This is a genomic window from Mitsuokella jalaludinii DSM 13811 (assembly GCF_000702905.1).
GTDB classification, from domain to species: domain Bacteria; phylum Bacillota; class Negativicutes; order Selenomonadales; family Selenomonadaceae; genus Mitsuokella; species Mitsuokella jalaludinii.
Window position 1 is genome coordinate 1 of the sequence record NZ_JNKR01000027.1, and the last position, 16,496, is coordinate 16,496.

Annotated in this window: 19 protein-coding genes and 1 pseudogene; 17 read left to right on the top strand and 3 right to left on the bottom strand. The window is 44.9% G+C overall.

What is annotated here, in order from left to right:
- Nucleotides 1-292: transposase (locus T518_RS09895; RefSeq protein WP_036378566.1), on the bottom strand; the 292-nt coding region annotated here is incomplete at its 3' end.
- A 59-nt stretch (nucleotides 293-351) separates the two neighbouring features.
- On the opposite strand from T518_RS09895, the gene tnpA reads away from it, so the two are divergent.
- The 3 genes from tnpA (at nucleotide 352) to tnpC (ending at nucleotide 2,839) form a co-directional block, all read left to right on the top strand.
- Nucleotides 352-615 carry an IS66 family insertion sequence element accessory protein TnpA gene (gene tnpA / locus T518_RS12115; RefSeq protein ID WP_036378567.1) on the top strand — a complete coding sequence of 88 codons (264 nt, stop codon included), beginning with the start codon at nucleotides 352-354 and terminating at the stop codon, nucleotides 613-615.
- 182 nt (nucleotides 616-797) lie between these two features.
- Nucleotides 798-1,154: an IS66 family insertion sequence element accessory protein TnpB gene (gene tnpB / locus T518_RS12120; RefSeq protein WP_036378568.1), complete on the top strand. Its 357-nt coding sequence runs from the start codon at nucleotides 798-800 to the stop codon at nucleotides 1,152-1,154.
- Between the two features lie 134 nt (nucleotides 1,155-1,288).
- Entirely contained in the window at nucleotides 1,289-2,839 is a 1,551-nt protein-coding gene (tnpC, locus tag T518_RS09910) for an IS66 family transposase (protein ID WP_036378569.1), read from the top strand.
- A 404-nt stretch (nucleotides 2,840-3,243) separates the two neighbouring features.
- Here the strand turns inward: tnpC and T518_RS09915 are convergent, their stop codons facing one another.
- A complete protein-coding gene (locus T518_RS09915; protein ID WP_345938744.1) occupies nucleotides 3,244-3,843 on the bottom strand; it encodes an RNA-guided endonuclease TnpB family protein in 600 nt (199 codons plus the stop codon).
- Between the two features lie 177 nt (nucleotides 3,844-4,020).
- Between T518_RS09915 and T518_RS12010 the strand changes: the two genes are divergently transcribed.
- From T518_RS12010 to T518_RS09970, 14 genes and pseudogenes are all read left to right on the top strand, one after another.
- Nucleotides 4,021-4,293, top strand: coding sequence for a transposase (locus T518_RS12010; protein ID WP_162177234.1), 273 nt, complete (start codon nucleotides 4,021-4,023; stop codon nucleotides 4,291-4,293).
- Between the two features lie 12 nt (nucleotides 4,294-4,305).
- Nucleotides 4,306-5,472: pseudogene (istA, locus tag T518_RS09920) on the top strand (IS21 family transposase); the annotation flags it as partial.
- Complete coding sequence (istB, locus tag T518_RS09925; RefSeq protein ID WP_072003597.1) at nucleotides 5,441-6,211, top strand: IS21-like element helper ATPase IstB; 771 nt, start codon at nucleotides 5,441-5,443, stop codon at nucleotides 6,209-6,211. The pseudogene istA and the gene istB, both read left to right, overlap by 32 nt.
- Nucleotides 6,212-6,285: 74 nt before the next feature.
- Nucleotides 6,286-7,119, top strand: a complete 834-nt coding sequence (locus T518_RS09930; protein WP_162177236.1) for an RNA ligase family protein — start codon at nucleotides 6,286-6,288, stop codon at nucleotides 7,117-7,119.
- A gap of 122 nt (nucleotides 7,120-7,241) precedes the next feature.
- The gene (locus T518_RS09935) at nucleotides 7,242-7,445 is read left to right on the top strand and encodes a hypothetical protein (RefSeq protein ID WP_036378570.1); all 204 of its coding nucleotides are present in this window, start codon (nucleotides 7,242-7,244) and stop codon (nucleotides 7,443-7,445) included.
- Between the two features lie 104 nt (nucleotides 7,446-7,549).
- Nucleotides 7,550-7,936 (top strand): hypothetical protein, encoded by a 387-nt coding sequence (locus T518_RS09940; protein ID WP_036378571.1) that lies wholly within the window; start codon nucleotides 7,550-7,552, stop codon nucleotides 7,934-7,936.
- 48 nt (nucleotides 7,937-7,984) lie between these two features.
- Entirely contained in the window at nucleotides 7,985-8,731 is a 747-nt protein-coding gene (locus tag T518_RS12015) for a hypothetical protein (protein WP_155948141.1), read from the top strand.
- A 144-nt stretch (nucleotides 8,732-8,875) separates the two neighbouring features.
- Nucleotides 8,876-9,445 carry a hypothetical protein gene (locus T518_RS09945; protein WP_051652296.1) on the top strand — a complete coding sequence of 190 codons (570 nt, stop codon included), beginning with the start codon at nucleotides 8,876-8,878 and terminating at the stop codon, nucleotides 9,443-9,445.
- A 106-nt stretch (nucleotides 9,446-9,551) separates the two neighbouring features.
- Entirely contained in the window at nucleotides 9,552-10,001 is a 450-nt protein-coding gene (locus T518_RS09950) for a hypothetical protein (RefSeq protein WP_036378572.1), read from the top strand.
- Nucleotides 9,965-10,864 carry a hypothetical protein gene (locus tag T518_RS12020; protein WP_155948143.1) on the top strand — a complete coding sequence of 300 codons (900 nt, stop codon included), beginning with the start codon at nucleotides 9,965-9,967 and terminating at the stop codon, nucleotides 10,862-10,864. Before T518_RS09950 ends, T518_RS12020 begins: the two co-directional genes overlap by 37 nt.
- Before the next feature lie 70 nt (nucleotides 10,865-10,934).
- Entirely contained in the window at nucleotides 10,935-11,702 is a 768-nt protein-coding gene (locus tag T518_RS12025; RefSeq protein ID WP_155948145.1) for a hypothetical protein, read from the top strand.
- Between the two features lie 324 nt (nucleotides 11,703-12,026).
- Complete coding sequence (locus T518_RS11460) at nucleotides 12,027-13,226, top strand: hypothetical protein (RefSeq protein ID WP_051652297.1); 1,200 nt, start codon at nucleotides 12,027-12,029, stop codon at nucleotides 13,224-13,226.
- A 23-nt stretch (nucleotides 13,227-13,249) separates the two neighbouring features.
- On the top strand, nucleotides 13,250-15,007 hold the full coding sequence (locus T518_RS09960) for an AIPR family protein (RefSeq protein WP_036378573.1): 1,758 nt from the start codon (nucleotides 13,250-13,252) through the stop codon (nucleotides 15,005-15,007).
- Nucleotides 15,008-15,293: 286 nt separating this feature from the next.
- Nucleotides 15,294-16,094: a zinc-ribbon domain-containing protein gene (locus T518_RS09970; protein WP_036378575.1), complete on the top strand. Its 801-nt coding sequence runs from the start codon at nucleotides 15,294-15,296 to the stop codon at nucleotides 16,092-16,094.
- 127 nt (nucleotides 16,095-16,221) lie between these two features.
- Here the strand turns inward: T518_RS09970 and T518_RS09975 are convergent.
- Nucleotides 16,222-16,496: transposase (locus T518_RS09975; RefSeq protein ID WP_036378576.1), on the bottom strand; the 275-nt coding region annotated here is incomplete at its 5' end.

A 16,496-nucleotide genomic window follows, 5' to 3' on the forward strand; every position in this document is an offset into this window, starting at 1 on the left:
CACTACTCTCGCGACGACGGTAACGCTCGATGATGGCCGTCTCGAAGGGAACCCCTTTGAGTTTCGGCACCTTCAGCGTGACATTGCCTGAGCTGGTGTGCAGGTTCCGCGTGTAATGGCCGGAACGATAGCCCTTGCGCTGCTCCGTGCGCTCATACTTAGAAGCGTTGGTCAACTCAGCGGCTTCTTGGTCCAGCAGGTTGTTCAGCGTCTCTTCGACGCTCTGCTTGACCAGATCTTTCAATTCGGCTTTGATTACTTGCTCATTTAATTGTATAATGTTGTCAGACATGGATCTCGTCTCCTTTGCGTTTTTGTTTGGCGACTTAATTGTAACAGAGGACGAGGTCCATGTCGTTATTCTATTTTGCGAAAGATATTATACCTTATCGCATATTGAAACAGGTTCAACAGATCAAACGCCAGGAAACGCTAAAGAAATGGCTCAAGGTCATTACCGAGCAACGTGCCAGTGGACTTTCCGCATTGTCTTACTGTCGACGCGAGGGGATTCCAGATTCAACGTTTTACTACTGGCAACATCAGATTCAGCACCTGCTTCTTCAGCAACAGGAACAGGCCGAGAAGAAGACCGCTACTTCTCTTGTGTCTTAAAAGCAGAATTCATCTGCACAGGAACTCAATGTCCAATTCGTTGCGTTGCCATCGGCAACTTCAACCGAATCGCCCACTTCTTTGGAGCTCCGCTGTGGCCCTGTCCGGCTCACCGTTACAGAGGCCACGTCATCCGAGCTCCTGAAACGGACGCTCTGCGTCCTGCGGGATGTGTTCCCAGCATGTTAATCCGAGAACTCACGGCGGATCATATCTATCTGGCCTGTGGCCATACGGACATGCGGAAGTCCATCGACGGGCTTGCTGCCTTGGTCGTCTCGCGGTTCCATCTGGACCCGCACCAGCCGTCGCTCTTCTTGTTCTGCGGTCGTCGCAAGGACCGCATCAAGGGCCTGCTCTGGGATGAGACAGGCTTCCTGCTGCTCTACAAGCGTCTCGAAGATGGCAAGTATCAATGGCCGGATGAGCCAAAGGACGTGCTGGAGATCTCGGAGCAGCAGCTCCGCTGGCTCACGGAAGGGCTCACCATCTCGCCGTCTAAGCTGGTCCGCAAGGTCCATCCGCATCTTACAATTTAATCGGAATCCGTGGATAACTCCCGAAATCTGTGGACAACCAGCCCGCGCCATCACTGGCTTTGCGGGCTTTTTTCGGGTATAATAGAGGCAGATTTCAGAGGAGGATTCCAGTGACAGATTTACGTGAGCAGGAGATGCAGAGCCGCATCGACGCGCTTTCCAACACCAACCAGAACCTACAGACGGAAAATCAGATGCTCAAGGCCCAGATTGCCCAGTTGCAGAAGATGGTCTACGGATCCCGCACGGAAAAGACGAAGCGGATCCTGCCGGAGACCGCAGATGGACAGTTGAATCTCTTCAACGAGGCGGAGATCGAGGCGAAGCGGAATGCGCCAGAGCCGTGCATTGAGGTGCCCGCGCATCAACGCCGCAAGAAGCAGAAGGACCATACAGCTGAGCTTCTGGCAAAGTTCCCGCATGAGGAATGCCTCATCACGCTGCCGGAAGAAGAGCGCATCTGCAAACGCTGCGGCACGGCCCTGACGTCCATGGGCAAAGAAAAGATCCGCACAGAGATCGAGTTCATCCCCGCCAAGGTCAAGGTCATCGACTACTACCGCGAATCCTTCCAGTGCCTTGCCTGCCGCAAGGAAGCGCATTTCTCCATCGAGAAACCAGCCATGCCGCAGCCCGTCATCGCCAAATCCATTGCTTCGCCGTCGAGCGTCGCGCATGTCATGGTGCAGAAGTACCAGCAGTCCATGCCGCTCTACCGGCAGGAACGAGAATGGAAAGAGATTGGCATCCCGCTCTCGCGTGCAACACTGGCCAACTGGATTATCCGCCCCGCCGAGGACTGGCTCATGCCGCTTGTCTCGCGACTGCGGCAGGGCCTCCTCGAGCAGGATGTCATCCATGCAGATGAGACGCCCGTGCAAGTCCACAAAGAGAAGGGCCGCAAGAATCCGGCGAAGTCCTACATGTGGGTCTTCAGCAGCGGCGAGTATGAGCAGGCGCATCCCATCCGCCTCTACGAGTATCAGCCCGGCCGCAGCGGCAGCTACGCCGAAGAATTTCTCAAAGGGTTCAACGGCATCCTGCAGACAGACGGCTACACCGGCTACCAGAAAGTACCCTGCCACGCACATGCCCTCTGCTGGGCACATGCAAGGCGGTACTTCGTCGAGGCCATTCCGCCAGATCTGCAGAAAGAAGACCTCCTCGGCAGCATCTGCAAAGAAGCCATCGAGCGAATCAACGAGCTTTTTGCCATCGACAAAGGGCTTGCAGGGCTCAAAAAAGAAGAGCGCGAAGAACAGCGTCTCCAGCTTGAAAAAGAGAAGCTCGAGGCTTATTTCACATGGCTTCAGGACATCGAGCCGCAAGTCCTGCCAAAATCCAAGCTTGGCAAGGCCGTCCAGTACTCCCTGAGTCATAAAGAAGCGCTCCAGGCCTTCCTGAAAAGCGGCAACGCTGCGCTCTCAAACAACATTTGCGAGCGCGCCATCCGCAACTTCACCATCGGCCGTAAGAACTGGCTGTTCAGCGACTCCCCGAAAGGAGCAAAAGCCAGCGCCGCCGTCTACAGCATCATCGAGACTGCCAAGGCCAACGGCTTGAACCCGTTCGAGTACCTCAAATACCTATTTGAGCACCTGCCGAATGCTGACATCCAGCGGCATCCAGAGCACCTCGACGACATCCTGCCATGGAACGAGACCATCCAGCAAAACTGCAAATGAACCATCCAAGCTCCACTGCTCACACAGCGGAGCTTTTTTGATATGTGCCTCAGCGACGACGAAAAGGTGAGCCATCAAGTCGGTAGATCATACACCGGATGATTTAGCGCTTACCAAGCAACTTGGCATTGTTCGGCGTATATGCCTCGGTACCAGTGCGCGTGTTGTCCTGATGGGCGACAAACATGGGACGGGCCTGGTTTGAAATGTTCCGGAAACGGGGCAGTTTTTCCAAAAGAATCGCCAAAGCCTAGAAATGGTGCGTATCTCGACAGACAGTGTTACACTTATATCATGTCGCTTGCAGCATAGCAATAGGATCGCTAATCACGTTGCATTTATTATAAATAACAAGTAATTACATTTATATTTTTAATAAATTTTACTGTTCACTCTTTCTCGCATCAGGCGCAGCAGGAACTGCGGTAAGTGTTCATCGAAAGGGCTACTACAGAGGGGCGCAACGCTACGCCCTCTATCCCGTCTGCGTTCACATTCGGGAATACTTTTCTCATGATCTGATAGGCACCGTTGACATCGGCATTGATCTGGCGGCCATCGTTTGCCCGGAACAGGCCACGATGGATGCGGCGTGACTTGTTGTAGCATGCTTTGATGGGTGCTTCGTCATCCAGGAACGACGTGCCACTCGTGTAGCTTTCCTCCGTCAGCACGACCTTCATGCCGATGGCCTCCGCTTTGTACTGGAGCATCAGGATGAAGCGGGCAAAGGGAAGCTGCACGAAATTCTGGTTGACCTTGCGGCCGAGATTCGCCTCTTGCTTCCATCCCTTGTTTTGGCCGATGACCAGTACCGACACATCCTGTTCAGCACAGAGTTCAATGACCCTGCGGCTTGCCTTATGCAGGTAATCCTCAACCTTGCGGTTCCGCTTCGCTGTGAGCTGCGCGATTCGCTTAGAAGAACGGCGTCCGTTCATCCGCTCACAGATGCTTCTGCGCTTGGCCATCTGTTTGTTGTAGTACTGATTGATGTATATGATACAGTAGAATTACCCACCGTCATCATCCAGAAATCCCCATTTCATCATGGGAATTTCTCCATAAAAAGCGGGACACCTTGAACCGCTCCTCTTTAACCGTTATCCTTTATTTTGACCCACCAAGATAAAGGAGGAAAGGATATGCTCAAAATGTCCCAAGTCAATTATATCAGAGATTTGAGCAATAGTGGATACCGGATTGCAGAAATTTCGAAGAAGCTGGAGGTCGACCGCAAGACGGTCCGGAAGTATCTCAGCCAGGAGGACTTCTCGCCGACGCCTCCCGTGAAGCAGCCGGCCCCTTCGAAGCTGGATCCTTACAAGCCGAAGATCCTGGAGTGGCTGGCGGAAGACCAGCATGTCTGGCAGAAGCAGCAGCACACCGCCAAGCGGATACTCGACAGGCTCCGCCAGGAAGAAGGCTTCGACGGCTCTTACAGCACTGTCTAGCGCTATGTCAAGTCCGTCCGGCACCAGCAGCAGGCGCGTGCGACACAGGAGCTCATCTGGGAGCCCGGCTCTGCCCAAGTGGATTTCGGCGAAGCCGATTTCGAGGTGAACGGCGTCTGCCGCCGCATGAAGTACCTGACCGTCTCGTTCCCCTACAGCAACGACGGGTTCACGCAGGTATTCGGCGGTGAGACGGCAGAATGTGTCTGCCAGGGCCTCCGGAACATCTTCGAGTACATCGGCGGTGTCCCACCGCTCCTGATCTTCGACAATGCCACGGGTGTTGGCAGGCGCGTCGGCAGCCAGGTACATGAGACCGAGCTGTTCCAACGGTTCCGTGCGCATTACGGCTGCCGCGTGAAGTTCTGCAACCCGTACGCTGGTTACGAGAAGGGCAACGTGGAGCGCAAGGTCGGCTATGTCCGTGCCAATCTCTTCGTCCCCGTCCCCAAAGTCCATGATTTCAGGACCTACAACCGCCAGCTCCTGAAACGGCATGAGGAGAAAGCACAGGAGCCGCACTACAAGAAAGGCGTCTGCATTGCAGAGCTTTTCGAGGAGGATTGCGCCGCCTTACGTCCTCTGCCAAGGAAAGCATTCCATGTATGCCGCTACGAATGGCTCAAGGCGGACGGTTACGGGAAGGTCTGCCTGGATGGGAAGCATTATTACTCGACCCGGCCGGAGAACAGCCACCAGCGCGTCCTCGTTGGCATCTATGCCGACAAGGTGGATATCCTGCAGGATGACGGCACGCTGCTGGTCTCCCACAAACGGGAATTCGGACCGGAGCGCACGGACAGCAATGACTACCGCACGACACTCTGCACCCTGATGAAGAATCCCGGTGCCTGGGAGAACAGCGGCATCCGCCAGCAGGCGCCAGCAATCCTCCGGGACTATCTGGACCAGCAGGACAGGAGAGGCCGCAAAGCGCAGCTCCGCACCCTTGCCGAGCTCACGGACCATTACGGATTGGAGACGGCCATGGCAGCCATGGAGCGCAGCATCCATGGTGGACGCCTCTCATCCTGCGATGCCACTGTCCTGGCCGAACGGATTGCAAGTTTTGGCTTAGATACCCGTCCTACAGCAGGCCCCTCCCTTGCCGTCTATGACCGGGCATTCCTGAGAGGAGGTGACCGGCATGACACCGAAAATGAAGGCCACGTTGGATGAAGAGATTCGCGAGGCGGCGCGCAAGCTCTTTCTCAGCAGCAATGTTGCCGATCTCTGCAAGAATGAGGCAACGCCAAAGCAGGAAGAATTCCTGCTCCATGTCTTCCAGAGGGAGCTCGCGGCCCGGGAGGAGAACAAGCGGCACCGCCTCATGAAGCGGGCCGGGTTCCCGACCTACAAGACTTTTGAAGGCTACGAATACGGCCACATCCAGTTCCCGCCAGCATTCAGCCGGGAGGAACTGGAGAGCTGCCAATTCATACAGGAGCACAAGAACCTCATCCTCTATGGCCCCGTCGGCACAGGCAAGACGCATCTGGCGATAGCCATTGGCGTGAAAGCCTGCCAGATGGGCCTGAAGATCAAGTTCTATTCCGTGACCGAGCTGGTCCTGAAGCTGGCTGAAGCCAGGAAGCAGGGCACGCTCGAGAAACTGGTGAAGGACCTGCAGCAGCAGGATCTCCTGATCCTCGATGAATGGGGCTACGTCCCCGTAGACCGGGATGGCTCGCAGATGCTGTTCCGCATTGTCTCAGACAGCTACGAGCGCAAGAGCCTCATCCTGACGACGAACCTGGAGTTCTCGAAATGGGGCAGCGTCTTCACCGATGAACAGATGGCAGCCGCCATGATTGACCGGCTGGCCCACCACGGCCATCTCCTGATGGCCGGCGGGCGAAGCTACCGGATGGAACACACCCTCATGCGGCAGGATGCAGTAGTGGAATCTGCATCCTGACAAGACCTGCTGAAAGTGGGGAATTTTCCATGATGACGACGGGGATGCGTGATGATGAAAATGGGGAAAACTACTTGACGAAAAACATCAAGAAGCCGGTCCGCATGGAAGAGGGTGAAGATGTCACAGAGAATCTTGGCATCAAGAAGTATGAGCCGGATATGCGCAATAGCGCAGAGTGGTGGAAGAATCGCGGCAAGATCCAGTACCCGAAGAACTGGTTCATGCGATTCGAAGTATGCCGTCGCCTTTTGAAGAAATTCTTCTATAAGCCGGCTTACGGACCATTCCCGACAGACCTCATCCCGAAGACGGATGAGACGCGTGTGCAAGTCCTGCAGGACGTACTGGACAAATATCAGAGCATGATGTGCCAGTACACAGAAAAGATTGATGGCAGCAGCATCACGTTCTGGAAAGACAAGAAGCTGCATGTCTGTAGTCGTAACCGTGAGATCTATACGAAAGACGATTTCATGTATGCGACAGCCGCCAAGCTAGAAGACAAGCTGGAGAAAGGCTACATCTACCAGGGCGAGATTATCGGGCCGAACATCCAGGACAACAAGTACGGGGTTGATGATTACCATATCCTCGTCTACCAGATGTATGATCCGAAGAGGAAAGTGTATCTTACGCCACAGGAACTGCAGCAGCATCTTGCGGATGCAGGGATTGCGCAAGTTCCAGTCCTCGGCGTGATGTCGCTCGTCAATGACATCGATATGCTTGTCAGCATGTCGGAAGGGATGTCTGAGCTTCCTGTCCGGACGAAAGAGATGCCGCGTGAAGGTATCGTAATCCGTCCGATGCAGAATGTCAATGGCCTGCATGATAAACGATTCGTAGGCGGCCGCCTCTCATTCAAAGCGGTCAATCCGAAGTTCCTGATCCAATACAATCTCTAATAGCATGGGCGCCTCAATCTGGGGCGTCCTTTTTCCTTACATTTGTTCTTTTCTTAATAGACTCATTGTGTTATAATAAAAAACAAAGATTCTGATTAGTCAAAAGGAAAGGATGATGCAACATGGCAAGAGTAGCAAACTATGAGGCAAAAATCGCAACACTTACGGAGAAGATCGAGAAAAAAGAGGCAGAACTCAAGAAGCTGAAAGAAGAGCTTGCAGCTGTCCAGACGAAGAAGGCTAAAGAAGACTATAAAGTTCTGTTCGACTACATGCAGGCAAATAATATCACGGCAGATGAGGTTCTGGGCGCTATTAAAGAATAATTGCTTCAAGCTTTGCATATCTGGGGCTGTATGAATTTTTGATTCATGCAGCTACTTCCAGGTGAGCGTGAATTATATTGAGTATGATATGTGGAGGCTTTGTTATGAAAATATTGAAAAAATTTGCTTTTGCAATTCTATTTTTTTTGACAACAGTCGTAGGCGTACAAGTAGTGGATTCTTCCGTTGCCTCTGCTGCAGACTATTGGGTATACTCCAAACCTTATGATCAGTCATCTACTACAGATACCTATATCATGAGCGAGGAGACATTTGTCGATCATGTCGACGGATATTTGATGACAGATGTGAAGATCGTAAATCGCAATATCGTTCGTCAAAAATGCCATTACATATTCCAAAAGGATGATTATGGTAATGTTTACTACACGATAACTAATGCTGGCGGTAAACATCGTTGGTTCTCTGTACGTGGTGCAGAAACATGGGCTATCTATAATAAAGCATCTGAGCTTGTTGGTGGCTACTAAGAGAACTGAATAGGAGAAATGGATTTCTTTAAAAGGGGGAAATAGAAGATGAAGCATTCAACTATCGTTAAATCAATTGGCGCAATATTCGTTTTAGGTAGTTTATTATCTGTCCCACAAATATCATTGGCAGCTAATACTGGGCTAGACAGAAGTATTGCAGGTAAAACAGCTTCTAACATTAGGAGAGTTCATCCGGCACCAGTCCAGTTAGATTTTTCACAGTACATTGATAAAGAAAATAGCAACCTTCATTATGAAGATGAATCAATTGCTATTGATGTCATGCCAATCTTTGACTATGTCACATTAGTTCAGCCAAATGGACGATCTGCTCATGTATCGGACTATGATAATGCTTTGTATATGTATGGACAGAATCACAATATTATCTCTATTCTTGGCGTAGGAATAAAGATGGAGAATAAAACAGATCAACCATTAGTGGTAGACATCAATAAAAGCTCAATATCGATAGGATCTTATCAGGGAAAGATTCTTCTTCCAGGTACGAGATTTGTAGATGAAAGTTCCTCGGTTTATGCTCCTATTGTAATTGCGCCTAGTGGAAGTGCAGTAAATGAGTTTTTCCGAGCAGATCTCTATTTGGGACAACCAGGTGCATTAGGTAGTTGGACGCATCCAATTGATATTGTATCATTTGATACCAATGTATTAGGAGATGGATCATGGGCATTAAGCGTGAACGATAAATATATTATGCCTAAATTCAGTGCTCGACTTTCGAAAGATAAAATGGCAAGCTTTATCAAAACGAAGGATTCGAAAAAATAATTCAAGTTAATAAATTATTATCTAGGGGAATATAAAGTGCGACACCACATAAATTAACATAGTAGCTAGTTTGTGTGGTGTTGTATTTTATCGTCTTAATAATTTTGATTCGACATTGTGATTTTAGGAAAGAAGGTTCGATTGATGAAAGCTAAAGTATTGATTTTATTCTTTCTCGCAATGCTATTATTTATTCCGAATACTTTTGCATTCTCTTGGCAGAATGATGTTGATTTAGTGACGCAAGATGTCTCGAAATCATACGAAGTATATCCAGATATGCAATATAGTGACTATGCAAGTACTTGGTCGGACGTTCCGGGCTGGACTTACATATCTAGTGAAAGTCGGCCAATAGGAAACAGAATCATTTTCCGCAAAAATGAAACAAGCGATGATGGTGTCGTAGAAGAATTTTATGTCGATTGTGATCGTGGAAACAATCGTGTTATGATGACAACAGTTGCTTTTAAAAGCAAAGACGAAAAGATAATCAACCGCATTTTCAATTATGCGCTTACTCGTATCAATGTATTAACAAAGCAGAACAAAAAAAGAACATATGATAGTTACAAGCATCGCTTATCGACATATGTTTCCTGGACATTGCCTGCTCAAAGAGCCCATATCAATGTAGCATCAGGTAAGGATTCAAATAACTCGAACACGCAAACCGTTATTATCTGCAAAGAAAACTACCTTGGGATGGAATGACTGATAGGAAATTCGATAATTTATCAATTATAGTGCCTTTTTCAATATGTACGAGTCAAATAGTGTAATGTGCCTTACTTGAATATTATGGAAAGAAGAGCATCTTATGGCAGAATATAAAGATTTATACGATAAGTTAAAAAACATATATCCTAATTATGCGGAAGAAATATTGAAAGGGTTATTTTTTATAAATGATGGGTTGAGGAAAACGAAAGAATCTATCGGAAATATACCATATAAAGTATTAAGAGAAAAGAATAATTTAGAAACAATTACCGAAATGGAAGATGTAATTGATCATTTATTGAAAGCAATTTCTGATATGAATCTAGATATAAATATAGAGACTAACATACCTAAAACTATTCAAAATAAAAACGAAATTATAGATAATGAGAAATCAAATGATGATGAAACGAATATACCTATTATTGGAAATGAATTTTATAAGATAGATTTCACTGGAACAAAACCAGTAATGGTTAGGCTGCTCGAAGAAGAAAAGACAGTTACTTCATGGAAGGATGTATTTTTTTTGTTTGCGAAACGTTAGCATCTCTTGATATAGATATTTTTAGTGGATTTGTTCATAACTCAGAATTTAGAGGACGGACTAGGTGGTATTTTTCTTACAATGAGACACAAATTAGCACACCTGAACTTATCAATAATACCCATATTTACGCTGAAAAAAATCTACCAGCTAATGTCATTAGAGATATCTTGATTAAAATGTTTAGAAAGTACAGTATTGGAACATCTGATTTTCAAATATATCTCAGATCTGGATATAGGTCAAAAAGAAGCCCTAATAAGGAAAAAGAAGATAACGATAAATTAACAAAATTTATCGTTGATACAATGAAGCCAGCTGATAACAGGAAACAACAAATTGTAGTAAATCAACACGGCAATAGAAAATTAGATGAGTTCATGGGAACTAAGTCACATATCGGATATGTAAAAATGGAAGAGGATCATAAAAGAACAAAGAATCGTTGCATCTTTTATGATAAAGATTTATCGTGTTGTACTTGTAATAAATCTCCTTATTTGAATAACCATTGTGGCAATATAAGTCATTGTGACTTTTATGAGGAAAAAATTGAGCAGGAAGAAAAATCAAGTAAAGATAAGGAGTTAAGTAATAAAACGAGCAATATACGTGAGATCATAGCTAATGATATAATTTACGTAGTTAAAGACCAACCAAAGGGTGAGGATAAGGTATGCCCTCATTGTAACGGAAGATTAAAGACCAGAAAATTATCTATTCTGGATAAAACAGATAATGTAAGGATTCCCGTAAAAGGCTATGAATGTATGAAATGTCATGACCAATTTTCTCCTTATAGTGAAGTACATGGCCTACGATCTATTATTGGATTTCATTCGTTAGGAAGTAAAATATATTAAACACTTAAAGATTTAACTATGATAAATTACTGTATCTTCTAAGCAGTGATAACTAAGGGAGAATCTATTTATGAGGAGAATATTATTTCTATCCATAACAATCATTGGATTATTTTTTGCAGCCTTACCAGCGGAAGCATCAGTAAACGATTTTATGCCAGGAGAAAAATTATATGATAAGTATACATCCATTATTGAGGGAGATTGGTATGATGATTCTGGCAACATTGTTTTATCAATCCATGGGCATTCAATTAATGGCTGTGATATAGCATTTTTCCGCGATGTAGCAGGTGGGAGTGGAGCAGCCGATGGAATGGTTGCTATCCATGAAGATAGTGGCCAGCGACTACTTCATCTGTCCTGGCATATAACTCATCGAAAAAATGATGTTATTACATTGAATGATTCACAAGCATTGCATCGTTCTCCAACAGATTATTATTATGAATCAGTTCATGGCATTCATTTAGGGATGTCTCCCAAAGAGGTTCGTCAAGTAATAGGAAGCCCTTCTTTTATTGATAGTAGTCATTATACAAGTAAATGGCACTATAGTGATTTGAAAATGGTGCTTGGTTTTGAAAAGGGAAGTGTAACATTTATCTACTTGTATCCTGGCTGTCCATATACTTTCGATCGTTCTGGCCTAAACTCTGATAATAACATAGGTGACTTTACAAAATTTTATCAAGCTAAATTATCGGGACGAGGAAATGATATGTCAGCCATAGGGATTGGGAATAATGAGTATTTAGAGTATATATTTTTCCAACAAGCGAATAGATGGGCAGTAAGCAAACCGCTCTATGTTATGTTGACATTTTATCCAGATTGATTAGTCATGACATTGCACTTGCTTGATGATGTAGTCGAGGAGTGAGCGCTATGAGTATCACTTCCAGACATCTGCGTAAACTGCTGAGGGTTAGACATATGTCGCAGCTTGACATATACAGGAGATAAGTTTTGAGATGGGGGTTATATAAGAGAATAAATAAATATATTTTCATCATTAGCATAGGCAGCCTGGTTTGATAGCAGGCTACCTATATTATGTGATTCATAAAATTTATTATTGACAGTTCTTTATGAGAGGAATATTATAAATATATAGCTACAATAAAGTGTTTTGCATAGATGATAAATTGGGAGACTTAAGATGAACAAAGGGGTATATGCAATAACAAGAACTATTATTGCCGCTACATTCTTGTTCTGTGCAGGAAATCTGGATGTCAATGCAGCTCCACAATCCATAGAAGCCGCAGGAGAGTATTTAATTGGCGATGGCCCAGATGAAAATATCAATACGGCAAAGGAACGAGCGCGCATTGAAGCTATGCGCGTAGCTGCAGAAAAAGCTGGCGTATATGTAGAAAGTTACTCGAAGACCAAGGGGAATGTTCTGACAGCTGATGACATACGTGTTATTTCAGCACAGGTGTTATCCATCCAGAAAGAAGAGCTCATTCCGAAAGTCACGAGTGATAATCACATTATGTGGACCTGCAATATCACAGCAACCGTTGATCCTGATAACATAAATCTAGAGAAGATCATGCAAGACAAGAAGGCAGTGGAAAAGGCTGCCTTACTTGAAAAGAAGATTACGGAACTACAGAATGAAAACAAGCAATTAAAAGCGCAGTACCAGAGTAGCCAGAAATCATCTGATAAAACCGTGATAGAAAATCAGATAAAAATGAATGAAGATGATTTGGAAAAAACGATGCTGATGCAACCGTTTTACATAGACAATAATTGGCGCTCCGGTATTGATATTAATTCTATTGATTACGATAAAAGTGCAGGAATAATTTCGTTTACTACAATTGGTACAAAAGAATTGAATAATACCACCATCAAAACTGTATCTGGCATGAAAATATATGTCCGTGAGAATAAGATATTCCGCACAGGTTCAATAGGATATTTTCCAGGTCATCCAGAGGGAAGCCCATATAAAGGTGGAAAATCTATGGGGTTAGAACCCATTGCACCGGAATCCTATGCTGAACGATATCAGGCACGCTTGTATCAATATTTAGGAATCACGGATGCACCTGTCAATAAATTGCCAACGTGGGTACTGGTATTTAAAGATCAGAATACTGGATATAAATATTATATCGATACGAGTAATATACGCTGCGAAAAAGAAAACGGCTATGTATATGCTTTTGGAAAAACATCCACTCCTCAATACGGCGATAGCGTCAATACGTATTTGTTTGATGTAGACAATATGATTGTAAGGCCATTCATGGTAGAGAATGGAAAATTCTATCCAGAATCAAAGCCTACAGATCACGATATAGCTTATCTGGTTTGGGCTAGAAACTATTATCAAGAACATTGATCAATCAAGACAGGGGGCTAAATATGGATATTTACGAGAAAATAAAGAATGATATTGCCGGAGATTATTACAAAAACAATTATTCCAATGACGGAGAGCGATTTGTAGCATGGTACTTGCGCAATATTCATAATCTCGACCCTATTGAAGCAAGAGATTGTATAACAGACGGCGCCGGTGATAAACAAATTGATGCTGTCTATATAGATGATCAGGCGCAGGTTGTGTATATCGTTCAAGGAAAGTTCTACTCTCAAACGTCTGTTAACGCAGAGCCATTACGTGAAGTTCTTTCATCATGGGTGCAGATAAAGAATCTAGATGCTCTTCAGGAAGCTGCAAATAATCGATTGAAAAGAAAGATATTGGATATCTCAGATGCGTTGAAAGATGATTATGAAGTTATCTTTGAACTGATTACGACATCTTCTTTGAGTGATGATGCAGAAAAAGATTTAGAAGCCTACAACAACCAACTTTCTTCTGATCCTTCTATCAGTGCAAGCATAGCTCTGGTTGATGCCGATGGATTGAAGTTCCGTTATGATGAAGCTCTTAACCGCGCTAGGCCGTACATCAATTATGATTTTACAGTAGAGCCTGGAAAATTCATGGAGCTCAACATCGGAGGAACCAAAGCAGTTATTGCTGCTATACCATTGAAAGAGTGCATAAAGATCCCTGGCGTGAAGGATGGCTCCTTATTCCGCAGGAATGTGCGGCAGTCCCTTGGGAACAGCAATAAAGTAAATAAAGGAATTACGAAGACCATCCGGAATGACTCAAAGGACTTCTTCTTTTATCATAACGGAATCACTGCAATCTGTTCAAAGTTGCATGCTGCTGGGGACACGATTAGCACACGGGAACTGAATGTCGTGAATGGATGCCAATCTTTGAGCACTATCTATAACTGCTCGGAAGCCGTGAAGAAGGCAGACAATGCATACGTATTGTTCCGCTTTTATGAGATCAAGGATACTGAAACCGCAGATAAAATCAGTATTTCTACAAACTCACAGAGTGCAGTTAAGGCACGCGATCTCAGAAGTAACGATAAAAATGTTTTGATGATGAAGAAAGCTTATGAGCAGAAATATCCAGATGGATACTTCATCACAAAACGAGGCGAGAATGTCAATACGGCAAAGTATAATACGGACCATGTATTTAACTTGACTGATTTAGGCAAAGCTCTGTGCGCATGGCATTCTCAAAGGCCAATCCTTTCTTATAGCGAAACACGAATCTTTGATAAGAATTTCAGTCAATTGTTCCATAAGGATTATCCGCCAGAGAATATGCAAGCCCTGAAGGAATTGATGGATGAAGTAAAAAAATGCTGGACGCCAGATAATCCTTTAGGACTTAACCCAGCAATGTTAGCGATGAAGTCTTTTATGCCATATCATCACCTGTTTGCAATCTCTGTTTTATTTGATACGGTTAATAGCATGCCACCAGACAGCGTGCCGAATCCTGCGAAGGCGTTAGAGAATTTAAAGAAGGATCATTTGATCGATCAGATCATCCCAATGGCTGGAGCGGCTTTGAATATGGCTTTTGAAAATGCTGTCCAGGAAGCGCAGGAGAAAGAAAAAGTCTTCAGCCCGCAGAACTGGTCAAAGGCAAAGGCTTCTATTAATGCAATAAAAAATGCAATACGCTCACAGTACTCAACAATAAACTTTATGCCAGGAGGCGCTGCTCTCAAGAAGCAATTACAAGCTGGACTCAAGCTTGATAATTCGGATTTCGAGGCACGTTGGACAGCTGACTGATTGATTCAGGAGTTATGCGAGCCCTTTATGTCGAGACGTTGCAGAAACTCATAGAGAGATGCGAGGTGATGATGTGATAAAAATCCTTGGGATTGGATTAATCATTTGGGGAATGGTCGGATTATTTTTAGGACATGTGATGTTCGGAGATATTGGAGTAAGCATCACATATTCTGCTATCACGTCTATCATTGTTGGCATAGCTTTCATCAAGCTTGATGAAAAGATGAAATCGTAAATAGTAAAATGTTTAAATGGGAGTACGATACTTCAGGAGGGATTTCGAATGATTTACTGTAAAAAATGTGGTACTAAGCTTCCTGACGATGCAGTATATTGTATCAAGTGCGGAACAAAAGTCGATCATTTAATTGATGAACATATTGATGATGACAATATAGCAAAGGAAATACCGGATCTCTCTAGTGAGGCAGATAAATTGTCTTCCAAAGACAGAGCTACGAATTCTGATTCATCAATAATTGAAAATGAATATAATGGCAGTAGTAGGAATAAGCACGGAAGGAGATTTTGGGGTGTCATAATTTTAGCTCTCATCATTTTTATCGGCTTAATACCTTTGATTACCTCTGATGATACGAAATCAAATTCTACACCACAGGTGCAGCAGTCTTCCAGTGCAGAGCAGTCTGCTGCTGCCAAGAAAGCAGATGAAGAAAAAGCTGCAGCTGAAAAGAAAGCGCATGAAGAGGCTATTAAGCCCCCTGTTACGTTGAATAAAGTGACTGTTAAGCCGAACTCTATTGGAGCACCGGAAGTAAATCTTTCTATGACCAATCATTCGGGAAAAACAATAGATGCATATAAAATATTGATTTATGCATATGATAATTATGGTACGCAACTCCAGGCATTTGGATTCGGCAAGGATGCTTTTAGTGGCATATCACAAGACCCGATTGGTGATGGTGAGACTACTAGTCCATCTCGATACTGGACGCTTAACGGATTTGATAATGGCCGTAAATTTGTCGTTCGCTTGATGTCCATTCATTTTTCTGACGGCACGGAATGGAACACCGAGGATGGTCAAGAAGTTACCATCGAAGGAAAAATGGGTTCGTAAAATTGATATCTCATCAGTTAGGCTAATGCCTGCAAAGCTTTGAATCGTATACATGAATTAAAGAGAGGAGAAATATGGGTACTGTCAATATTCTTTCGCAAAATCATGAACCGCATCCTCGTTGCAATTAGTCAAGGATGGTCTCGGCATCACATCCATATAGATGCTTCATGTCCATATATTTTTTTGCGCCCCATTGGGAACTCACGACATGACGTAATCTGGCGCAGACGAGCATCAACGCACTCTCTCCATCAGGGAAGGTGCCAATGACGCGCGTCCGGCGACGAATCTCCCGGTTGAGGCGTTCTATGGTGTTGTTGGTACGGATTTTCTTCCAGTGTTCTTCCGGAAAGTCCATGTACGTCAAGGTCTCAGCAATGCCATCCAGCAGCTTGTCGG